At 45.6% G+C, this 21,916-nt stretch carries 20 protein-coding genes; all 20 read right to left on the reverse strand.

Translation table 11 applies throughout. From position 1 onward, the window contains the following. Positions 1-12: 12 nt before the first annotated feature. Positions 13-2,193 (reverse strand): methyltransferase, encoded by a 2,181-nt coding sequence (locus DXC01_RS09580; RefSeq protein ID WP_118698815.1) that lies wholly within the window; start codon positions 2,191-2,193, stop codon positions 13-15. Beyond that, positions 2,190-3,446 carry an ABC transporter ATP-binding protein gene (locus DXC01_RS09585; protein ID WP_022214294.1) on the reverse strand — a complete coding sequence of 419 codons (1,257 nt, stop codon included), beginning with the start codon at positions 3,444-3,446 and terminating at the stop codon, positions 2,190-2,192. Before DXC01_RS09585 ends, DXC01_RS09580 begins: the two co-directional genes overlap by 4 nt. 13 nt (positions 3,447-3,459) lie before the next feature. Beyond that, entirely contained in the window at positions 3,460-4,266 is an 807-nt protein-coding gene (locus tag DXC01_RS09590; protein ID WP_118252233.1) for an ABC transporter permease, read from the reverse strand. Continuing rightward, positions 4,263-4,832, reverse strand: coding sequence for a dTDP-4-dehydrorhamnose 3,5-epimerase (rfbC, locus tag DXC01_RS09595; RefSeq protein WP_118698816.1), 570 nt, complete (start codon positions 4,830-4,832; stop codon positions 4,263-4,265). The genes DXC01_RS09590 and rfbC overlap by 4 nt, the downstream gene beginning before the upstream one ends. Position 4,833: 1 nt before the next feature. Further along, positions 4,834-5,712, reverse strand: a complete 879-nt coding sequence (rfbA, locus tag DXC01_RS09600; RefSeq protein WP_118698817.1) for a glucose-1-phosphate thymidylyltransferase RfbA — start codon at positions 5,710-5,712, stop codon at positions 4,834-4,836. A gap of 32 nt (positions 5,713-5,744) precedes the next feature. Further along, on the reverse strand, positions 5,745-7,013 hold the full coding sequence (locus DXC01_RS09605; RefSeq protein ID WP_118698818.1) for a D-alanyl-D-alanine carboxypeptidase family protein: 1,269 nt from the start codon (positions 7,011-7,013) through the stop codon (positions 5,745-5,747). A 14-nt stretch (positions 7,014-7,027) separates the two neighbouring features. Further along, positions 7,028-8,155, reverse strand: coding sequence for a dTDP-4-amino-4,6-dideoxygalactose transaminase (rffA, locus tag DXC01_RS09610; protein ID WP_022214299.1), 1,128 nt, complete (start codon positions 8,153-8,155; stop codon positions 7,028-7,030). Positions 8,156-8,158: 3 nt separating this feature from the next. Beyond that, positions 8,159-9,100, reverse strand: coding sequence for a glycosyltransferase family 2 protein (locus DXC01_RS09615; protein ID WP_022214300.1), 942 nt, complete (start codon positions 9,098-9,100; stop codon positions 8,159-8,161). A gap of 20 nt (positions 9,101-9,120) precedes the next feature. After that, complete coding sequence (locus DXC01_RS09620; RefSeq protein WP_022214301.1) at positions 9,121-9,465, reverse strand: DMT family transporter; 345 nt, start codon at positions 9,463-9,465, stop codon at positions 9,121-9,123. Continuing rightward, a complete protein-coding gene (locus DXC01_RS09625; RefSeq protein WP_022214302.1) occupies positions 9,462-9,845 on the reverse strand; it encodes an EamA family transporter in 384 nt (127 codons plus the stop codon). Before DXC01_RS09625 ends, DXC01_RS09620 begins: the two co-directional genes overlap by 4 nt. 15 nt (positions 9,846-9,860) lie before the next feature. After that, on the reverse strand, positions 9,861-11,048 hold the full coding sequence (locus tag DXC01_RS09630; RefSeq protein ID WP_118698819.1) for an ATP-grasp domain-containing protein: 1,188 nt from the start codon (positions 11,046-11,048) through the stop codon (positions 9,861-9,863). A gap of 2 nt (positions 11,049-11,050) precedes the next feature. Then, positions 11,051-13,156 (reverse strand): pyridoxal-phosphate dependent enzyme, encoded by a 2,106-nt coding sequence (locus DXC01_RS09635; RefSeq protein ID WP_118698820.1) that lies wholly within the window; start codon positions 13,154-13,156, stop codon positions 11,051-11,053. Between the two features lie 95 nt (positions 13,157-13,251). Then, complete coding sequence (gene rfbB, locus DXC01_RS09640; protein WP_022214306.1) at positions 13,252-14,334, reverse strand: dTDP-glucose 4,6-dehydratase; 1,083 nt, start codon at positions 14,332-14,334, stop codon at positions 13,252-13,254. Between the two features lie 60 nt (positions 14,335-14,394). Then, complete coding sequence (locus DXC01_RS09645; RefSeq protein ID WP_118698821.1) at positions 14,395-17,019, reverse strand: L,D-transpeptidase family protein; 2,625 nt, start codon at positions 17,017-17,019, stop codon at positions 14,395-14,397. Positions 17,020-17,048: 29 nt separating this feature from the next. Beyond that, positions 17,049-17,312: an HPr family phosphocarrier protein gene (locus tag DXC01_RS09650; protein WP_022214308.1), complete on the reverse strand. Its 264-nt coding sequence runs from the start codon at positions 17,310-17,312 to the stop codon at positions 17,049-17,051. Positions 17,313-17,330: 18 nt separating this feature from the next. Then, positions 17,331-18,611: a CdaR family protein gene (locus tag DXC01_RS09655; RefSeq protein ID WP_022214309.1), complete on the reverse strand. Its 1,281-nt coding sequence runs from the start codon at positions 18,609-18,611 to the stop codon at positions 17,331-17,333. Next, complete coding sequence (cdaA, locus tag DXC01_RS09660; RefSeq protein ID WP_022214310.1) at positions 18,589-19,476, reverse strand: diadenylate cyclase CdaA; 888 nt, start codon at positions 19,474-19,476, stop codon at positions 18,589-18,591. Before cdaA ends, DXC01_RS09655 begins: the two co-directional genes overlap by 23 nt. A gap of 67 nt (positions 19,477-19,543) precedes the next feature. After that, on the reverse strand, positions 19,544-20,656 hold the full coding sequence (locus tag DXC01_RS09665) for a hypothetical protein (RefSeq protein WP_118252241.1): 1,113 nt from the start codon (positions 20,654-20,656) through the stop codon (positions 19,544-19,546). Continuing rightward, entirely contained in the window at positions 20,653-21,087 is a 435-nt protein-coding gene (locus tag DXC01_RS09670; protein WP_022214312.1) for a hypothetical protein, read from the reverse strand. The genes DXC01_RS09665 and DXC01_RS09670 overlap by 4 nt, the downstream gene beginning before the upstream one ends. 119 nt (positions 21,088-21,206) lie before the next feature. Then, complete coding sequence (locus DXC01_RS09675) at positions 21,207-21,902, reverse strand: ComF family protein (RefSeq protein ID WP_173905551.1); 696 nt, start codon at positions 21,900-21,902, stop codon at positions 21,207-21,209. Between the last annotated feature and the right edge of the window lie 14 nt (positions 21,903-21,916).

The following is a 21,916-nucleotide window of genomic DNA, read 5'->3' on the forward strand; positions in this document are numbered from 1 at the left end:
TCTACATCCTCTTTAATTTTTTTTAATGCTTCGGTACAGCTTCCAGACTTTTGTGTTTTCCATCTGCTGTATTTTCTGGTTCAGTCTCTGGATCTCCTGCTCTTTCTGTGAAGATACCTGTGAGAATTTCTGCCAGAATTCTTCCCTTGCTTCCTGCTCTTTCAATACTTCGATCTCGATATCCAGAGTTTTGCCCTGAACATGCTCAATGATAAACTGCGGGTCACCGGCTCCGAAATAATATCTTCCATCGCCCATGTCAAATCCGTTACTGTAAAAAACAGCCTTGCTGCCATCATCAAAGGCAAGTCTGTGAAGGAGAAGTCCTCCTGCTGCCTCACCAGGATCAAGTCTCAGACGTTTTGCATCCTTCGAAATCGGAATCTTCAGAGAAAGTCCGGTCTTCGCCATCGGATAGACGGCTGAATCGCTTTCGTTGAAATCATTTCCTCTGTCATAAAATACCTGCAGTTTCCGCTCTGCACCTGCGATCCGGAGCTGCTCATAATAAGACAGTACATCAACTTTGCCCGGTGAAACATCCTCATACATGTCAAGAAGCGGTACATGGCTGCCCTTGATATAATTCTGGAAATTACGCTCCATTGCAGCATAGATCTCCAGTTCTTTCTCTGTCAGACCTGCCTTCGTATAGAAATCCATATCCTTGAGCGCACGGCGCTTGCCGTCACTTTCCAGATAATAATGGATCATCCTGTAAATGATAAAGTTGCCCGGGATCGGGAAACGGAACGTCCACTCATAATCGATCACGGAAATCCTGTCATTGTCGATCAGGATATTTGCCGGAATCAGATCGATATTGGAGATTCCACTACAGGAAAGTGTTCCTTCCTGTGAAACATTTCCGAATACTTTGACAAATTCCGGTGTTTTATAAAAAGCTTCTCCACTGTGGATCCGGCGTACCTTCTCAACATAACGGAACAGAAGCTTCTCTGCCTCTTCGTTTCTGCCCTGTTCTACCAGCGCATCGAGATGTTCTTCCAGCGTCTTTCCCTTGAGGAATTCCAGACGGACACCCTGTTTTTCCAGTATGCACTGGTTCAGTTCCAGACCTTCTTTTGCATAGATCCTTGCCATCTCTCTGGAAAGGGATTCCAGATTCCGTACATGTTTCTCTGCTGTAGTTTCTGTCGGAACTTTTCGAACAAAACGATCTTTTTTGCCTTCTTTGCAGATATCGGTACGAAGGGCGAATTCCGATGATCTCTCATTGGAAAATTTGGAATATACCGTTGCGATCTCCGGCTTTTCCCTGCCGATCAGAAGAAGGAACGAATTGGAAAACTCCGGGAACAGATCATTGTCCAGAAGAGAATCATATACTGGTGACTCCTGGAAAAGCTGCAGGCGCAGTCTGTCATAATTCGTCTCCAGCCTGTTCAGTTCGCCCTTGAACGGAAGACGCTCATCAGAATAGATCGTCATTGGAAGTTTGTAGTCCGGAAATGGATAATACCAGGATGCTTTGAGGTCCCCTGCCTCTCGTAAGATGGCATTGAATTCCTTCTTCGTAAAGGTCTTGACACCTTTTGTCGTCGGATATCCTTCCAGTCCTTCAAAAAGAGTTCCGAAATGATCTTCTGTACAGCCCGCCCAGTATTTCAGTCCAAAACGGTTTTCGATCGCAAGGACGATCCTGCCGTCCGGTTTGAGATGTCTGGAAATGATCTTCAGGAAATCTACATAAGGAGTACTGCTCTGAATATAAGCCTCTCCATATTCAAATACACCGATCAGCGTGATGTAATCATACTTTTCGGTAAGATTTTTCTCAATATCCTGAAAGTTGCCCATAAGAATCTTAAGATTATCAAAGTCCTTATGTCTGTTGGCATTGATCAGGCTTCTCTTGCGTGACAGTTCGATGCAGGTCACGCTCTTTGCCTTCTTGCACAGTGCGCCAGTCACCGCGCCGCAGCCGGAACCGATCTCCAGGACATTTTCTTCTCCTGTGAATGGAAGCCAGCTTAAGATATTTTCTCTGATATGTGAAAAATGATACAGGATCGGCCAGCTTTTGCGCTCTGCGATCACCTGATTCCATTTTTCTTCTGGATAAGTCCTGGCGATCTCCAGCATCTCATCTTCGATCGCACCGTCTGTATATAAATCTTTTCCCGGATAATACGTGTCATCCAGCACAACCTGTCCTATTTTTTCACTCATTTTTCTTCTCCGTATTGTATCTCTACCTGTGAATCCATGTCATAAAAACCTACGGTGTTCTGTTCGGAAACAACCGTGATGTTGCATGCATCATAAAGTCTGTGGAATACCGTGAATTCTCCATCCTTGTATCCCGTGCAGCCAAATGCGAGCAGATACTCTCCGCCCTGAAGGAACATCTTCTGTGTGAAAGTCACCGTACAGGTGTCACCTTCATCCGAATGCTCGATATGCATCTTTTCGAACATGGTATTGGTTCCGGTGATCTCCGTACCCTTGATATCCTTGAAAGTATATGCCATGATCGGCTCCTGGATCGCCTCGTGGAACACAGCTTTCATGCGGATCTGGAAGGAACTTCCTTTCTCGATGGTATTCGTGGATCTGCCCTTGTCATCGATCACGGCAAAGTCTGTGATCTCCGCAAGCTTACTGCCATATTCCAGCATGTTCGGATTGACCTGGAATTCTTCACTCCAGCTTTCCTTCGGCTTCTCTTCCTGCACCTGCTGCTTCGTCGGGTCCTGCCCGACCAGAAGCTGCTTGTACATATCTACCATCTGCTTCGGGGATCCCTCTTCCAGCTTCACACCCTTGTTCAGAAGAACGACCCTGTCACAGTATCTCGCGATACTGCTCAGATCATGGCTTACAAAAAGGATGGTCCTTCCCATCTTCTTGAATTCTTCGAACTTACGATAGCATTTTGCCTGGAAGAAAACATCTCCTACAGAAAGTGCCTCATCTACGATCAGGATCTCCGGATCGATATTGATCGCCACTGCAAAAGCAAGGCGGACAAACATACCGCTTGAATACGCCTTGACCGGCTGGTGGACAAAATCTCCGATATCAGCAAAATCCAGAATATCCTGCAGACGGGAATCAATTTCTTCTTTTGAAAATCCCATCATGGTTCCGTTGAGATAAACGTTTTCGATCCCTGTGTATTCCATATTGAATCCGGCTCCCAGCTCAAGAAGTGCTGAGATACGTCCATCTACCGTCACTTCGCCGCCGGTAGGATTCAGTACGCCTGTGATGATCTTAAGGATCGTGGATTTACCGGAACCATTTGTTCCGATGATTCCCACGGTCTCGCCCCTTCGGACCTCAAAGCTCACATCGCGGAGCGCATAATGCTCCCGCACCGGAACCTTGAACCCCAGTGCCTCTTTGAGACGGTCTGAGGGTTTGTTATATAATTTGTACATCTTGTCCAGATGTTTTACCTGAATTGCAAATTCACTCATTCTACTCTCCATGTTACAGTACATCTGCAAAGTGTACCTGAAGTTTTTTGAACAGTCTGGTTCCGAAGATAAATACTGCCAGCGTGAATACCCAGAAATAAAGTGTCAGTACAGGGTGGTCCCAGATCGCCACTTTGTTTATCAGGGAGTCACGATACCCCTGGACAATATAAAACAGCGGATTCAGTTTGAGTATTTTCTGAAGGATCCCGCCAAGCCCGAGATCATTGAAGTCCCACATGATCGGAGTCACCCAGACACCTACTTGCAGGGCAATGTTGATGATCTGGCTTAAGTCGCGGAAAAATACGACTGCCGCACTTGTCATATAAGTCACAGCAAGGATCAGCATAAAAATACAGAAACTGTAGTACACAAGCTGCAGGGCGTACAGGCTCGGCGGGTATCCCATGCAGGTGTAGATCACCAGAACGATCACTACAAAAAAGCAATGGACAAACACCGCTGAAAATACCTTTACTACCGGCAGGATGCGGATATTGAATACCACTTTCTTGACCAGATAATTGTATTCCAGAAGTGCATTCGTTCCACCCGTCAGTCCCTCCTGGAAGAAAAACCACGGGATAAGACCTGCGATCAGCCAGAGTACAAACGGAACGCCCTTGTCAGAACCATTCCGAAGTGCCAGACCAAACACAAACCAGTAGACACAGATCGTAACGATCGGCTGGATAAACGCCCATACTGTTCCGAAATAGGAACCGGCATATTTTGTTTTGAAATCATTTTTTGCCAGAGAAAAGACTAATCTTCTGTTTCTGTAGATTTCTCCAGGCAGCCAGGTATTTTTATTCAATCCTTTTTACCCCTGTTTGCAGTGTATTCCTTGAAGCTTCCCCATTTCTGGTCTTTGTCAGAAAGAATCAGTTCCATATCCTCCGGGATCGGCCACTGTACGCCGATGTCAGGATCATTGTATGCAAGTCCACCCTCATCATTCGGATGATAGAAGTCTGTACATTTGTATGCGAACTCTGCTGTATCAGAAAGTACAACAAATCCGTGTGCAAAATTCTTCGGGATGAAGAACTGTTTCTTATTCTCAGCAGACAGAACAACACCGTACCACTGTCCGTAAGTCTCAGAACCTTCTCTCAGATCAACGGCAACATCAAACACTTCTCCGCTTACAACACGTACAAGCTTGTCCTGCGGATAGTTGATCTGGAAATGAAGTCCGCGGAGAACGCCCTTGCGGGAGCTTGACTGGTTATCCTGAACGAATTCCATGTCGATTCCTGCTGCCTTGTAATCATTGTAATTGTATGTTTCCATGAAATAACCGCGTTCATCCCCGAATACAGTTGGTGTGATGACCTTAAGTCCTTCGATATGACAGTTTTCTACTGTGATCTTACCCATTTTATAATCCCTCCGCTACTTCGATCAGATATTTGCCATAGGCAGTCTTGAGAAGCGGCTGTGCCAGTTCGACAAGCTGCTCTTTTGTGATAAATCCACGTTTGTACGCGATCTCCTCGATACAGGAAATATAAAGTCCCTGACGTTTCTGGAATGCCGCAACGAAATCTGCCGCATCAAGAAGAGAATCATGGTTTCCTGTATCCAGCCATGCAAATCCTCTTCCAAGAGTTTCTACTTTAAGAGTTCCTCTTCTCAGGTATTCGTTGTTGATGCTGGTGATCTCGATCTCGCCTCTTGCGGACGGTTTCACGTTCTTTGCGATCTCTACAACATCATTGTCATAGAAATAAAGTCCCGGAACTGCATAGTTTGACTTCGGATGCTCCGGTTTTTCTTCGATGGAAAGGGCTCTGCCGTTTTCATCAAATTCTACAACACCGTATTCTCTCGGGTCTCTTACATAGTAGCCGAAAATAATTGCTCCCTTTTCTTCCTCTGTACGCTTGTAAGCATTCAGAAGTACTCTGGAGAAGCTCTGTCCATAGAAGATATTGTCTCCGAGGACAAGTGCCACTGCATCATTGCCGATAAAGTCAGCACCGATGATGAACGCATCTGCCAGTCCTCTTGGCTGTTCCTGCACTGCATATTCAAATCTCATGCCAAGCTGCTTACCATCTCCGAGCAGTTCACGAAATACCGGAAGGTCACGTGGTGTGGAGATGATCAGGATCTCACGGATTCCTGCAAGCATCAGAGTTGACAGTGGATAATAGATCATCGGTTTGTCGTATACCGGCATGATCTGTTTGGAAATTGCTTTGGTCAGCGGATATAATCTGGTTCCGGAGCCGCCTGCTAAAATAATACCTTTCATTGATTGTCCTCCTTTTATCTTATAAAAGTACTCTAATAATTTTTTCTGTGAAGCAGGATCAGAAGAATGATCAGGAGCACACCCATACCAGCCATAACTCCAAGAAGGATTTTGGATGTCTGGGAAAGTCCCTTTGTTTCCGTCTGGCTGTCCTGTACTGCTGTTTCCGTCTGCTCTGCAGTCTGATCCGTCGAAATGTCTGCTGTCGCTTCCTCCTCATTCTGCGGAGCCTCCGTAGGTGTCGGTGTAGGATCTGCAGCCACCACATACCCTACATACTGCCCATTGTAATAATAACGGTTCATGGTTTTTCCGTTTCTGTCTACGCTTTCTGTAGTCAGATCATTGACTGTAGCTCCCGCCGGAACCGTCATCTTTGTTCCATTTACATCAATTGTATCAAAATTATTAAATGCATAGTCAAATAATGCAGTACTGTCTGTACAGTTGATTCCCAGATCAGCAGCCCTCATGGTCACTGCAATATAAGTCCTGCCGTTTCTCTCCGCCGCAACAACCAGTGTATGCTCTGCTTCATTCGCAAACCCGGTCTTTCCTCCGATACATCCTTCATAATAAAGATCAGATTCCTTTGCCATCAGCGGCATATGTGTGTGCATCGGTCTGGATTCACTTAAGTTTGTTGCCGGAATCGTGTAGCCGACTCTCTCGATCACCTTGCGGAATCTCGCATTCTGGAGTCCTGCACGCATGATCTTTGCGAGATCCAGGGCACTGGAATAATGATTTTCATCCGGAAGACCGCTGGCATTTGCGAAATGTGTGTGCGTACAGCCAAGCTCTTTGGCTCTCTGATTCATCATATCGACAAAATTCGCCTCTGAACCGCCGACATACTCTGCAATCTGTGCACAGACTTCATTCGCAGACTTAATGTAGGCAGCAAACCAGCAGTCTTTCATTGTCATCTGCTCCCCGAGCTGTGCATTGATATTACTGCTGTCCCAGGTCACGTCACGGATTCCTGTCTCTGTAAATGTTACAATATCCCTCGGCGAACTGTTTTCGGTTGCCAGAAGGATCGTCATCAGTTTCGTCGTACTTGCAGGATAACGGCATTCATTCATTCCCTTGTCATAAAGAACCGCTCCTGTATCGGCATCGATCAGAACCGCTGCTTCCGATGTAGTTTCCGGACCAGCCGGCCAGTTCTGAATATTATTGGTTGCAACTGCCGCAGGCGTACCGTTCGTAGTAACAGCAGCTGCCTGTACGGGTGCAGAAAACGCCAGAAGCAGAACACTTCCCAACGCAGCCATCTGGCATATTCTTTTTTTCATGGTGTTACCTCCATTTAAAACTCAAATTGCTGTATTTTTTCTACAATGTATTCCATATCTGTCTCTGAGAGATCGTAGAACATCGGAAGACGCACCAGACGCTCACTCTCTCTTGTTGTATATACATCCTCGCCGCTGAATCTGCCGAATTTTTCGCCGGCCGGTGAACTGTGCAGCGGAACATAGTGGAATGCTGTACAGATACCATTTTCTTTGAGGTAAGCGATCAGACGGCTCCTTACGGACAGATCCCTGGTCTTGATATAATACATATGTGCATTATGCACACAGCCTTCCGGCACAAACGGACGCTGGATCTTGCCCTCATCCTCAAGATTCTTAAGATTTGCATGATAATAATCATAGATCTCATGGCGTTTGTGATTGATCTTTTCACATTCCTCAAGCTGTGCATAAAGATATGCCGCATTCATCTCACTCGGAAGATAGGAAGATCCATAATCGATCCAACGGTATTTGTCTACCTGTCCACGGAAAAATTTGCTTCTGTCAGTTCCCTTCTCACGAAGGATCTCTGCTTTTTCCTGGTATTCGTCTTTCTGGAAAACGAGCGCGCCGCCCTCTCCCATCGTATAGTTCTTTGTCTCATGGAAACTGTAGCAGCCAAAATCGCCGATCGTTCCAAGAGCCTTGCCGTGGTAATATGCCTCCACGCCCTGTGCGGCATCCTCAACAACTTTGAGGTTGTATTTCTTCGCAAGTTCCATGATCTTGTTCATCTCACAGCCCACACCTGCATAGTGGACAGGAACAATCGCCCTGGTCTTGTCTGTGATCGCCTGCTCGATCAGGTTCTCATCGATATTCATGGTATCCGGACGGATATCTACAAAAACGATCTTTGCTCCGCGAAGCACGAATGCATCTGCAGTTGAAACAAACGTGTAGGAAGGCATGATCACCTCATCCCCCGGCTGAATGTCACAGAGAAAAGCCGCCATCTCCAGTGCATGTGTACAGGAAGTCGTAAGAAAAACCTGATTTACATCAAAGCGTTTCTTCATCCACTCTGAGCAGAGCTTTGTATACTTGCCGTCTCCACAGAGCATCCCCTGCGCCACAGCATCCTGAATATATTTTAATTCATTTCCGACGATCGCCGGTCTGTTAAAATCTATCATGTATTACCTCTTTTCTTCTTCGGATGTGATATTTGCCTTATCCCGGATCACGTACTGAGGAGTCCTGTTGATATTCAGCATCAGCTTACCGAGATATTCTCCGATGATTCCGAGCATCAGGAATGCAATTCCAAAGAGCACCAGCATCGCGCACATCAGAGAAGACCAGCCAATCGCGATCGTCGGATCCAGAAGCTTACGGACCAGTACAACGATTGCCCCGATAAAGCCAGCCGCTGAAAACAATGTTCCGAAAAATGTCGACACACGGAGCGGGATCACTGTAAAATTCAGGCAGGAAAGAAACAGATTCAGTCCCTTGCGGAAGTTATAGTTAGACGTTCCTACCTCACGTTCAAAGTGCTCGATCTCGATATTGGCAATATTATGTGTTGTGCGGAAAAACAGTACCTGAAGGAAGATATTGTATCCATCATACTTCACGATCTCATCACGCACATAACGGCGGCAGCACCAGAAACTGCTCATCTGGATATCCTTCGGACGGTCCAGCAGATGCCACAGAAGAAATCTGCTGACTGCTCCTGTCAGATTCTTGAATGCAGAAAACTTTCGTTCTTTGAACACGCCGAATACAATGTCATATCCCTCCTGGATCTTGTCCAGAAAAAGTGGAATCTGCGACGGATGGTTCTGCATGTCATCATCCATTCCAATGATCAGATCTCCCTCCGTATGATTCATAGCCGCCATGATCGCATTGTGCTGTCCGAAATTCTTGGCAAGGTTGATTCCCTTGACATTCGGATGTTTCTCTGCCAATGCATGGATTGCATTCCACGTTCCATCCCTGGAATAATCGTTGACCAGCACAAATTCACACTCGTAGTCTTTCAGTTTCTCAAATTCTTCTATAGCCAGTTCTACCACTTTGCCGATGGTATGTTCTGAATTATAGCATGGTATGACAATGGATACCAGCATGTCCTATATCCCTCATTTCTCTATATGTTAAATATAATAACTCCTGCCAGGATCAGTGCAAATCCTGCCAGTTTTCTCTTCGTAAATTTCTCTTTCAGAAAAAAGTATCCCATCACCGACACAAAAATATAACCTGTGGATTCCAGGATCGGTGACATGGAAAGCGGCACATACTTAAGTGCCAGCATCGTCAGGATCACAGAGCAGAAAAACATTCCATACGCTCCTATCACCAGCGGATTCAGATATTCTTTCAGTGGACTCTCGTAGGTTCTGTTGGCTGCTTTTTTCAGTAAGATCTGGGAAACAGATGAAATAAACACAGAAAAAAGCAGAATGCAGACAGATATCTCCAGACGGTTCATGAATTCTCACCGCCTTTCTCTCCATCCTCTCCTGTTACAAGATAAATCCCGGCAAAGATTACGGCTGCACCTGCGATCATATTCCAGGTGACTTTTTCGCCAAAGATCAGTGCTCCCCATATGATTCCCCATATCAGTGTGACCGGACGGTTGGCATAGGCAACAGTCAGCGGCATCCGTTTCAGGATCTGCTGCCAGATGATCGCATATCCAAACATGATCACAAAAACAAGCCCGAACCAGAAAATAAAGCTCACAGAGAATATATGATCTGTATACCGAGATGCCATTTTGGAGCAGACTCCACTCAGTGAACTGAACAGAAGGCTGATATGAAGCATCAGAAAAATACTTTTTTTTGAACTAATGTAATTTCTCATGTTATTCTCTCACAATCATACCGTAAATTCAATGTTTATTTTCGACAAAATCTCCTGCAGACGTTTCTCGCAGGACTCAAGGCTTTCTCCCCGAAGGATCACCTGACCCAGCCGGTCTCTGCCGTTTGTGTAGTGATGTACTTCCTCACCCGGTGCAATATTAAAGGAAAGATCCACAATATCCTCTGCCGGTTCATTCTCATTGTGGATAGCTTTTACAACACCATCTTTCTCTGAAAGCAGCGTTCTGGAAAGATTTGCCACACCGGATGTTTTGCCACGGAACATCTCTTCCACATCCATTCCGAGAGCCAGTCGGACGATCGCCTCGTAATAGTTGATTCCATAATAAATGCTTACCATTTCCGGCAGGCAGGTTCCTCCCGCTCTTCCGGTGATCTCGATCACATAGATCTTTCCGTCTTTTTCGATCAGGTCGCAGTTGACCGGACAGTTATCAAGTCCCACTGCTTTGATGGCAAGTTCTACCTGATGCCGGACCTCTGCCCCAAGTTCTTCCTGTTTCCTGTACGGAACGGAATGACCGATCGGAGTCGGCACATAGCTCTGAAAAGCTTCGATATTGTTCGGCAGACAGTAAAGCAGTTTTCCATCACGGATCATAGCTTCACATCCGAGCACCTGACCCTCGATAAATTCTTCGACCAGACAGTAGTCCTTTCGTGTTGCTTCCATAGTCTTATTATAATAGAAGAAAGTCTCCTCCCTGGTATTGCAGCGAAAGATTCCTCTGCTCCCCATAAGGTCTACAGCCTTGAGGACTACCGGAAATTCCAGTTTCTCAAGTGCTTCTTCCAGTTCTTCCAGACTGTGGATGCAGATATGTCTCGCGCACTGCACGCCTCCTGCCATAAAAGCTTCTTTCATCTTGAATTTATCATTGCTGATATCAGCAGCTCTGGCTGACGGACCGATCAGCCCCATCTTCTCACAGGTGTATCCAAGTGCACGCACGCCTGCATCCAGACAACAGGTTGCAATGCCATCGATTCCCTTTTCCTGTGCTGCTTTAAGGATTGCTTCGGGATTGGTGATGTCTGCATAGACGCTCTCATCTGCCACTGCAAATCCCGGCCAGTCTCCCGGTGTGCTGGCGGCTACGGTTGCTGCGCCAAGCTTCCTGGCAGCTTCATAAAGAGGGAGCTGAGAATAACTCGCTCCCAGGATCATTAATTTTTTCATGCTTATTTATCCTCTTGTTCAAGAAAGTCAAAAAACAGAGGTGTTCCTCCTGTATGAAGAAACAGGATCTGTTTTCCCTGGATCTGATTCTCTTCCAGATATTTAACCATACCATAAAAAGCCTTTCCTGTATAGGTCATATCAAGAGGGATTCCTTCACTGCCATAGATCTGACGGATCAGATCTGCTGCCGGTTCTGACCATGCACCATATCCGCCCTCCATATAGGAATCTGTAAAATGGATATGGTCTTCCAGATCGTCCGGAAGTGTTCTGTGGAATTTTTCTGCATATTCTCTGAGATTTCCGGTGATGACTTCCCTGCCTCTTGCGGCATTTCGGGAAACGGAGATCCCCACGATCCTGCGGTCATCTCCCTGACGCAGACTTCCCGCAAGAAGTCCGGACTGTGTCGCATTTGTACTGGATGCAAGAAAAATATAGTCAAAATGAACACCGTGTCTGTTTTCGTAACAGCAGATCTCGTCATACACAGCTTCGTAGCTTCTCATCGGAACCCATTCTCTGCCCTGGCCTCTGGAATTCCCGTAAATATAATACGGTTTGTATCCCTTTTCACGCAGTTCTGCCATAGCCTGTTCCACTGCTGCTGCGATTCCCGCCTTGCCGCATGGGATCTCTACAACTCCCATCTGCCGGATGATACGGCTGTTACTCGTCTCTCTGTCTTCTTTGATATCCTCAGTATTATGGACCATATAGCACGGGATCTCCAGCTCATGACAAAGCGTTGCAAGGATACGGCAGAGATTGGAGTGATAATTTCCGTAGATGATCATGCTGTCGCAATGCTCTTCCTGCATATCTTCCACAAACTTCCGCGCAAAACGCACCTTGTTTCCACCAAAAGCAAACGGAAGAAGATCATCTCTCTTCATAAAAAATGTATTTTTGCCATCATTATAGCGGAGTTTCTGAACCGGTGTGTCAAAAACATGGATTGGATTTTCCCACGGTCCATGATGAAGGAGTGTTTCCATCTCTTCATAAGACTCTGCCTGCAGGATAAAAAATCCCGGACGGCTGCTGCTGTCTGTGATGCTGGCGGTTTTTACATCGCCCTCGATCACAACTTTTTTGAGATTAGATGGATGATTCTGTTTGATATCATTCAAAAGACGCAGGTCATTTTCATTCATCAGGAAACGGATCGCAGATATATGCGGCTCATTCGCTTTGATGACAGGCGGATTTCCGGCTGCGGTGTCCACAACCATGCCCACAAAATCCTGTCCGGTCGAAAGAGGTACAAGGTCGGAACCAATGCAGTCGCCGCCCATACGTGACCCGATCTCTATAATGCGGATCTCGCCTTTTTTATTGATCCTGAGTTCACTGTGTCCCGCTCCAAATTCCACTCCCAGTGCATCCAGTGCACGAAATACGGTCTCTTCTACCTGCTTTCTTATATCATCTGTCAGTGGAGCCGGCTGTAAATGACCAACCTCGATATAATGCGGACTTCCAGTCGTAAATTTCCTGGTAATTGCAAGGCAGGTGTGTTTTCCCCGATAGCTGATCGTTTCCACACTGTATTCTGCTCCGGAAATATATTCTTCCACGATCGCTTTCTTCTCAAAAGACTGTGCGATCGCGGCTTCGATCGCTGCCGGAAGTTCAGACGGATCTGTGACCTTGGTGATCGCTCTGCTGCCGGAACGATCTGTCGGTTTGACGATCACCGGGAAATGCTCCGGTTCCACGCTCTCGCCTTCTCCGACGCATGCAAAATACGGAACCGGGATCCCGGCTTTCTGGAAAGCGCTCCGCATGGCATATTTGTTGGTAGACTGCCTGATACATTCACTGCTGTTTCCCGGAAGTCCCAGTTTCTCTGCCAGATACTGTACCGTGATATTCGCAAGATCTGAGCCTATGGTAGCAACTGCATCCGGTTTGATCTTCCGGCATTCTTCCAGGATCGCATCCATCTCCACAATACTGATCTCATAAAAAAAATCCGCATCCTCCGCACCGGTTGCGCCCTCTCTCCAGGCGAATACGTGCGTTTCATATCCCATTTCTTTTGCTTTTTGAATCAGTGGCTTCTGAAAATCATTTGCCCCGATGATTACAATCTTTTTCATGATTATCCTTTCTAACATCAAAAAATGCCGCAAGCCTCAGAGACTCCTCCGATGCCTGCAGCATTTCCAGCCTCCGTCTGAATGATCGGAGCGTTTTATTTGGTTTTGTACATTTCGTTGTAATATTTCTGATAGTCACCACTGGTAACATTCTTCATCCAGTCCTCATGCTCAAAGAACCACTGGATCGTCAGGCGAATTCCATCCTCAAAACATGTCTCCGGATACCAGCCAACTTCTTCTTTGATCTTGTCCGGTGCGATCGCATAACGACGGTCATGACCCTTGCGGTCCTCTACGTAAGTGATCAGGTTTTCGCTTACGAGTTCTTTACGCGGATCTCCCTCCGGAAGCATTTCCTGAAGAGTATCAAGAATGATATGGATGATCTGGATATTCTGTTTCTCATTGTGTCCGCCGATGTTATATGTCTCGAACAGACGTCCCTTCTCCTGTACCATGTCGATTCCCTTGGCATGATCCATAACATAGAGCCAGTCGCGGACATTCTTGCCGTCACCATATACCGGAAGCTTCTTGCCCTGGAGCGCATTGTTGATGATCAGCGGGATCAGTTTCTCCGGGAACTGGTATGGTCCGTAGTTGTTACTGCAGTTTGTGATGTTTGCCGGGAATTTGTAGGTATCCATGTAGGATTTTACCAGCATATCAGAGGATGCCTTGCTTGCAGAGTACGGGCTGTGCGGATCATATGGAGTTGTCTCATAGAAAAAGCCGCCATCTTCCTCGAGGGAGCCGTATACTTCGTCTGTGGATACATGAAGGAATTTCTTGTCCGGTTTAAAGGTTCCATCCGGAAGTTCCCATGCAGATTTGGCTGCATTCAGCATGACCAGAGTACCAAGTACGTTTGTCTTGACAAAGACTTCCGGGTTACGGATGCTTCTGTCTACATGGCTCTCTGCTGCAAAATGAACGACACGGTCAATATCATTCTCATCAAAGATCTTCATGATAGCTTCGCTGTCGCAGATATCAGCCTTAACGAAAGTGTAGTTCTCTCTATTCTCAATGTCCTTGAGGTTCTCAAGGTTTCCTGCATACGTCAGCTTGTCTACATTGATGATACGGATCTCGTTGTCGTATTTCTGAAACATGTAATGAATGTAGTTGGAACCGATGAATCCGGCACCGCCTGTTACCAGGTATGTTCTCATATTTTCTTTTCCTCCTGAAAAACGCCCTCCCCCCAGGGGAGAGCGTTTATTTTGTTCTGATTATCTGTTTGCGTAATTCGGGTCTGTCGGGTCGAAAGTCTTGCTCCCTCTCAGTGGTGTAAGAGGTCTTCTTCCCAGAGGTCCCTTGTAGCATTCATCGGCACTGTATTTACCATCGAATACGCGGAGCTTGGAACCATTGCAGTTCTCATATACCCATTTCGCGTCTGCAACGCAGGCACGGATACATCCATGAGATGCAGGGCTTCCAAGTTTCAGATATTCGCTTGCCGGAAGGTTATTTCCATTCATCAGACCACTTGCTACGGAATGAACAAAGATTCCATTTACTACATGAGTACCATACTGTCCCCAGGATGGTCCCATCAGCGGCTGCCAGCGAAGAGATCTTGTCAGTGTGAAGGTTCCTGCTATAGTCAGTGATGTAGGATTACCTACGGAAACACGGATCGTCTTGATCGGATACTTCTTGCTGCTGTCTGTGTATACAGTCATAACACCGTTTGTACGGTCACATTCCAGATAATATCTGTTGCGCTTGAACTCGCTGGTTCTGTCATAAACACGGTTTCCGTATTTATTGAAACGATAGTTTACACCGTCAATCCATGCTGAGGTATTTCTATACCATTTACCTGTTGCCGGGTTGATATAACGTGCCAGGTTTCTGCTGGAATCGATGGTTACCCATCCTGTTGTAAATCTTCCTCTGCTGTCCAGCCATCCCTTGGTTCCTGCGCGGGTAGCACTTCTGTTTGTCAGTGCTGCACAATTGGAGAAGCAGAAGTAATACATCTTACCGTCACATCTGATTCTTCTCCATCCGGAAACCGGAAGAACACCATTGGATGCTGCATAATAATATTTATTATTATACTTGATCCAGGTTCCTTTATACATCTGACCACGATACTGTGTTGTGCTGGATCTCTGGAAGAAATAGTATTTGCCATTTACCTTGGTAACACCACTTGCCATACGTCCGTCTTCGAGGAAGTATCTGGAACCACTCCATGCTTTCTGGTAGTTGTTACCACCATTTGTAAACAGGAACCATCCGATAAATTTGTTGTTAACAACTACCTTCTGCATTCCCTTCTTTTCTTCTACACGTCCTGCAACGCTTCCGAAGTAGTAATATCTGCCGTACTTGGTAGAACCTGTTCCTGCAAGCTGTACCCAGCGATTTCTCCATGTTGCACGACGGCCGTTGGAAGTAAAGTAGTATCTATAGTTTCCAACCTTAACAAGACGGTTTGCATATGCAATACCTGAGCTGTTGGACATGTAATAATATCCATCAGCGCCTTTGACCTGTTTTCCTTTGATAAGATATCCGTTTGCATCAAGGAGATACAGCCTGGAGCTGTTATTCAGAACCTTGTATGCTCCGACACCTTTCTTTACATAACGTCCGTCACTTCCGAAGTAACGCCATCTGTTGTTGTTGATTCCAATCCAGGTATTTCTTGCCATCTTACCCGGAATATCCTTTGAACCGGATGCACTCTTGAACCAGTAAAGTCCTGATTTGCCATTGTATGTAGTGCTTTTTTCTCCTATGAACGGCACACCGGTGCTCTTGAGATAATAATAGTCACTGCCGATCTTGTAGATTCCCTCTTTTTTGGATTCCAGGACACCTGTCTTGTTAAAGTATGTGAATTTCTTTCCATCCCATACCCATTTATTTGTCTGCATCTGACCAAGTGCGGAGTTGTATGGAGCTACAACTTCACTGTAAGCACTGTTTACATCCGGTTTTGTGATCTCTACTTCATCTGCTGTTGCAAAATAATAGCGGTCATTTCCGTTGGTGCCTACAAGGCTTGTTCCTGTGATCAGATAGCCTTTCTCATCAAAAGCGTATTTTGCGGTGAAAACTGTATTTCCATCTCCATCCAGTGTGGTGATCTTTACCAGACCATCCGTTGCTGTGTAGTAAGATTTTGTTGTACTCACTGCATCTGTATCCGTATCTTCGGTAATTTCAGATACTTCTTCTGCTGCATCTGCTGCTTCCTCGACTGTTCCGGATACCTCCGCTGTTTCTCCATCTGTTTCAGATGTTTCTTCTGCTTCTCCTGCCACATCTGCCTCAACAGCCTCATCTGTTGAAACATCAGCATCTGCTGCATCGTCTGTCTGTACAGCATCTCCTGCTTCCTCTGCGGATGCTGTCTTGGTTCCACTGATTTTTTCAAGTTTCCATCTGAGCTGTCCACCAACAGTGATTGGCTCCCATCTGTGATAAGAAAGAACTGCCTCTGTGCTGCTTACTACATTCTCTCCTGTATAAGAAACTGCATCAGCTGTGCTGTCATCAACAACCTGGTCTGCTGATACTGCATCAGAAGTAAAATCTTCTTCTGGGCTGAAATCTACAACTACTTCATCCTCTGAATCAGCTGCATCTGCCACATCTGCTTCCGGTGTTGTCTCTGCATCATTCTGTTCTTCATCAGATACTTCACCGTCCTCTATTGTTACTGTAGAATCCTCTACATCCTGACTGTCCGCTGTTTCATCTGCAACAGATTCATCATTATCCTCTGCAGCTGTAATTTCCGCAGAAAAATCCGCTGCACTGGCAACTGTCGCTTCTGCTGCAGTAGCCATGCACATAGACAGACTCAGTAAAACTGCCACAACTCGTTTCTTCACAACTTCTCCTCCTTATTCTCATAACACCTTTATTCACCAAGACCATTGCTGATTGCACTGGTCAAAGCTTCCATTGCCGCCTGCTCATCAATGCCATCACAGATAAGTTCAATCTCATCTCCACATTTCACGCAGGCACCCAGAACGCTCAAAACGCTTTTGGCATTTGCGCTTCCTCCGCTAAAGAGAAATTCAATTCTGGATTCATACTTAATTGCTTCATTACACAAATTCCCTGCCGGGCGCAGATGCAGCCCTGACGGATTGCTGACTGTTATCTTCTGACTGATCATCTTCTGTATCTCCTGTAATTAATTACCTGTATCTGCTGTGGAAATTCTGGAAACTTCCACGCCTGTGGTAACTTCATCTACCAGTTCATATCCCTTCGGAACACTGACATTTACCGGAACTTCATAACTGCCCTCTTCCTTGCCATCCAGATCAATAGAAGCTTTGATTTCATCTTCTGTCAGATCATCCAGGCTTTCATCGGATTTCTTTATCCGGACTTCTATATTGGCGGTATCAAATGCCACCTGCATTCCATCCGGCTGGTTCTCAACAGTAATGTTCTTGGTTGGAACCTCACAGACATTGCTGCCTTCCGGCAGAATATTCACTCTGACAAAAACATCCTCACTGGAATCACTGGTCAGCTTCAGTCCTTCCGGCAAATAATCTGAAATATTGATCTTTGCCTCAAAATCACTGTCCCGACCTGAAATATCAACCGCATTTCCTGATACCCAGATTGTATTATTCTGATCCTTCAGGCTGTCCAGTGCCTCCTCACTTCCTGCGATACTGATCACATTCGGAGTCGTACTGACACTCTCCACCTGATATCCACTTGCCGGAGTACCTGTGTATTCCGCACTTATTTTAACATCAGTTTGAACTTTCCACAACCTTGCAGTCACATAAACTTTGGAAATATTAAGATAACCTGCATCTGTGTCGGAGAATTCCTCTCCATTCTTGTCAATGATCTTCACTTCTGTTTCCTGGGTCACATCCTCTGTTGCCCCGTCCACATCAATAGAAGCATTCACTTTATCTATTTTATTAATAAGAGACTTCGGTCCTGTAATCTTGATTTTCTCCGGATTGGAGGTCAGAGAACCTACCTCATATCTCTTGTCTGGTTTCGTATTATTGGTAGTAACATTTACCACAAATTCCTGTGTATCCTTATCTTCCAGATGGAGACTCAAATTATTCGGAGTTACCTCAATATTATTCGGTAAAACCTTCTCACAGGAAACCGTAATCGGCACCATCACAGGATCTGTATCCAGGCTTACTGCCTGCTGCAGATCTGCTGTTGCGCGAAGATCCGCGACTGTGAGCTTATCAAGGATCTTGCGCTGTGCCTTGATCGTCACACGGATCGGTGTCTGTTCACTGTCCTGTATACACATCTTACCGTCTGCATCAATATATGCCTCATTTAGAAGCTGTACATCTGAAACCACGAAAGACTTCGTCCCGATCGGATTGTCAATGTTTACAACCAGGAGCCATACGACTACTGCAATAATAAGAGACAGGATTTTCAGAGAGATATTATTTGCCACTTTTTTCTTCATGCTTCACTCTCCCCTTAAAAAATTGTCTCAGTTTATTGTTATCTACAATTTTCTTGTTCTGTGCCCTCTCAAGCACTTCACGGAGTTCAGTGCTGCTGACATTCCGCATCAGCCTTCCTCCCTCTGCCACGGAAACCTGACCGGTTTCCTCAGAAACAATGATCGTCACAGAATCTGTCACCTCACTGATTCCCACACCTGCACGGTGTCTCGTTCCAAGCTGCTTGCTCAGTTCCATATTATCTGAAAGCGGAAGATAACAGGTAGCCGCCACGATCCGGTTCTTTCTTACGATCACCGCCCCATCATGAAGTGGTGTATTGTGTTCAAAGATATTGATCAGAAGCTGGCTCGTCAGGATCGCATCTACATTAATACCTGTCCGGATATACTCATCCAGGCGGATCTCCTGCTCAATTACAATCAGTGCTCCTGTCTTGACTTCACCCATGTCGAAGCAGGCTTTGATCAGTTCGTTAACTGTTTTGTCTGCAAAACGTTCCTTGACTTCCTTGCCGGAATCAAACGGAATAATAGAAGCCATGATCTTCTTCTGTCCAAGCTGCTCCACAACCTTGCGGAGTTCCGGCTGGAAAATAACCACGATTGCCGTAATCAGTGCCCCCGCCAGCCTGGACACGATCCAGAGGATCGTATTCATCTTGAAGATATAAGCGATCACAAGAAAAGCGCCAATGACCAGAAGTCCTTTGAGCAGGGTATAAGCACGGGTAAATTTGATCCATACCATAAACTGATACACAAAAAATGAGATCAGAATAATTTCTATGATATCAATGATATTCATGGATGGTAAATTGATATCCGAAAGATACCTTCCCATTATACCCGTGATATTCTGCATAAACACGCTTTCCTCCTAGTCTTTTTATTTGTTGTTATATTCTGTCTGTTATAAATTACGGTTCTGATCACAGATCCTTCAGTGATTCTTCCAGTTTCTTTTCGAAATCGATGTCATCGAGATCTGCTTTCTCGATAGCAGCCGTATTTTCTGTCACATCCGGTTCTGCTTTTTCTTTTTCCGGAGGAACCGCTCCCTGGAACAATGGTGCAGAAAAATTCACTACACGCTCATTCTGTTTCCTGTCATCGCGTGCAGGCTCGCCGTTGATCTTCTTGATGCTTCTCTCAGAAGTTGCAACCAGCGCCTTCGGCACAGCCTTGACATAATAGTAATAATCATCATCCTCATATTCCAGACGCTCTGTTCTTGTATAATCGCCTCCGAACACAAAGAATTCAAGAACAATTCCAAGCAGAACTGCAACTACGGTAAAAATAACCTGTGATGCAACAGGAACAGAAAATCCAAAATACATGCTGCCTGCAAGCATAAGTACAAGATAGAGCACGCCGCCTGCAATGATTGCAATTCTCCATGCATAATCAAACTGTCTCGTACGGATCAGCTGGACTGCAAGAATCACAACAACAAATGTAAGCAGTGTCAGCCACATCTCACCATTCTTCATAATGCCATCTGAAAGAAGTGTCAGTTTGTCTACTATCTGCATATCAGCACTCATAAGTGCCTGGGACTGTACTCTCACATAGCGAACAAAATAGTAAATGATCACGCCACCGCCTGCCGGAAGTGCAGATACCGGTGAACTCAGAAGGCCGCATCCGATTGGCAGCAATGCCGGAAGATCAAATGCAAATGCCAGTGGCGTAAACACCATTACAATGTTCTTGCCTGCGCTGAATCTCAGAAACAGAATCAGCATGAAAAGAAGAAGCACCAGCAGGAAACCGGCAACTTCTATTCCGAGTGCATAACAGTGTGCCACCATCATCGCACATCCTGCAAAAACAATCATTCCTGTCGGAAGGACACTGCAGACAAGTGCCAGAATCAATACTACAAATATATTATCAAGAGCTTTCACATATCCCATGTTGCTGTTAATCCATATAAAATAAACCAGTGCCAGGATAAATTTCAAAAGAGGCATCACATACACTTCATACTGTGCAAATAAGCCTTTGATTTTCTGTTTAAATTCCAGTAATGCTGTCATTTCCGATAACCTCCCGCTGTTCCTCTGGCGGACATTTTCTTTTCTTCCCGCGCATAGATCTTATTCAGCTCTGTAAGCTGGCTGTAATATTCCCGTACACTCTTCTTTGCCTGATAATATTTCACGGAATACTGAATATACGTCAGAATAGAATACGCTGCAAGAACAATCACATAACCGATAATCAGATAGATTCCAAGTGTGACCAGATTCATTCTGTGAATATTCTCCAGAAGATATTCTCCAAAATATACCGCTACTGCCGCAACAATCAGCACATATCCGATCGTAACCAGGAAAAAATTCTTGATCAGTGCCAGCCCGATATAGTCACTTCTGTAATATCTGCTGACCGGAAGATGTTTCCTGCCCCTGCCCTGCTCATACATGGCGAGCTTTGTCATTATCTTAACTTTTTCTTCGTTGATCATAGTCTGCTCCTTACAAAACCGTATTTCTTTCCACCGGACAGAAATACTCATATAGATTAATTGTAACATATATCCATGACCATGAAAAGCCTTTTTTCACCGCCAATGCCCTGCTGTTATCATATCCAGCCCATGCAGAGGGTCACAAAAAACACTCTGTCTGCACCTGCTCCCTTAAGGACATGAGCCATTGCTTCTATCGTACTTCCTGTTGTGTACACGTCATCCATGACAAGTATACTGAGTCCGTCCATTCTCTCAGTAATCTGAAAGGCCTCTCTCAGATTCTGCTTTCTTTCAGCAGCACTCAGTTTTTTCTGCGACCGGGTATTCTTTGTCTTTCGTATGATCTGATCCGGTACCGGAATCTTCAGATTTCTTCCGACCCTGTCTGCAATGTCTGCCGCCTGGTTAAATCCTCTCTCCCGCTGCTTCCGCGGATACATAGGAACGGGAATGATCACATCCGGGTTCCATGCCCGGATGTCTCTTTCCATATATCTGCATATAGAAGCAGCATAGTATTCACCATATTCCCGGCTCCCATAATATTTGTAGTGAAGCAGCGACTGCCGCATTCTGTTATTATAGAGAAAAACGCCTCTCCCTCTGTCGAACTCTCTGTGCACTTTCCGACACTCCGGACAGAATTCCACCTCCGGCGCCACCGGTCTTCCGCATTTGAGACAATAATCCTTTATGATCGGATGCAGCTGGTTCTCACATGCCCGGCAGACAAGTATTCCCTTTTCAGTAAGGATCTGATGACAGACCGGGCAGCGTCTCGGATACAGGATATTCAAAAATTTCTCCAAGTAAGTCCTTTCTC

This window comes from Blautia sp. OM07-19 (assembly GCF_003481595.1).
Taxonomy (GTDB): Bacteria; Bacillota; Clostridia; order Lachnospirales; family Lachnospiraceae; genus Blautia_A; species Blautia_A intestinihominis.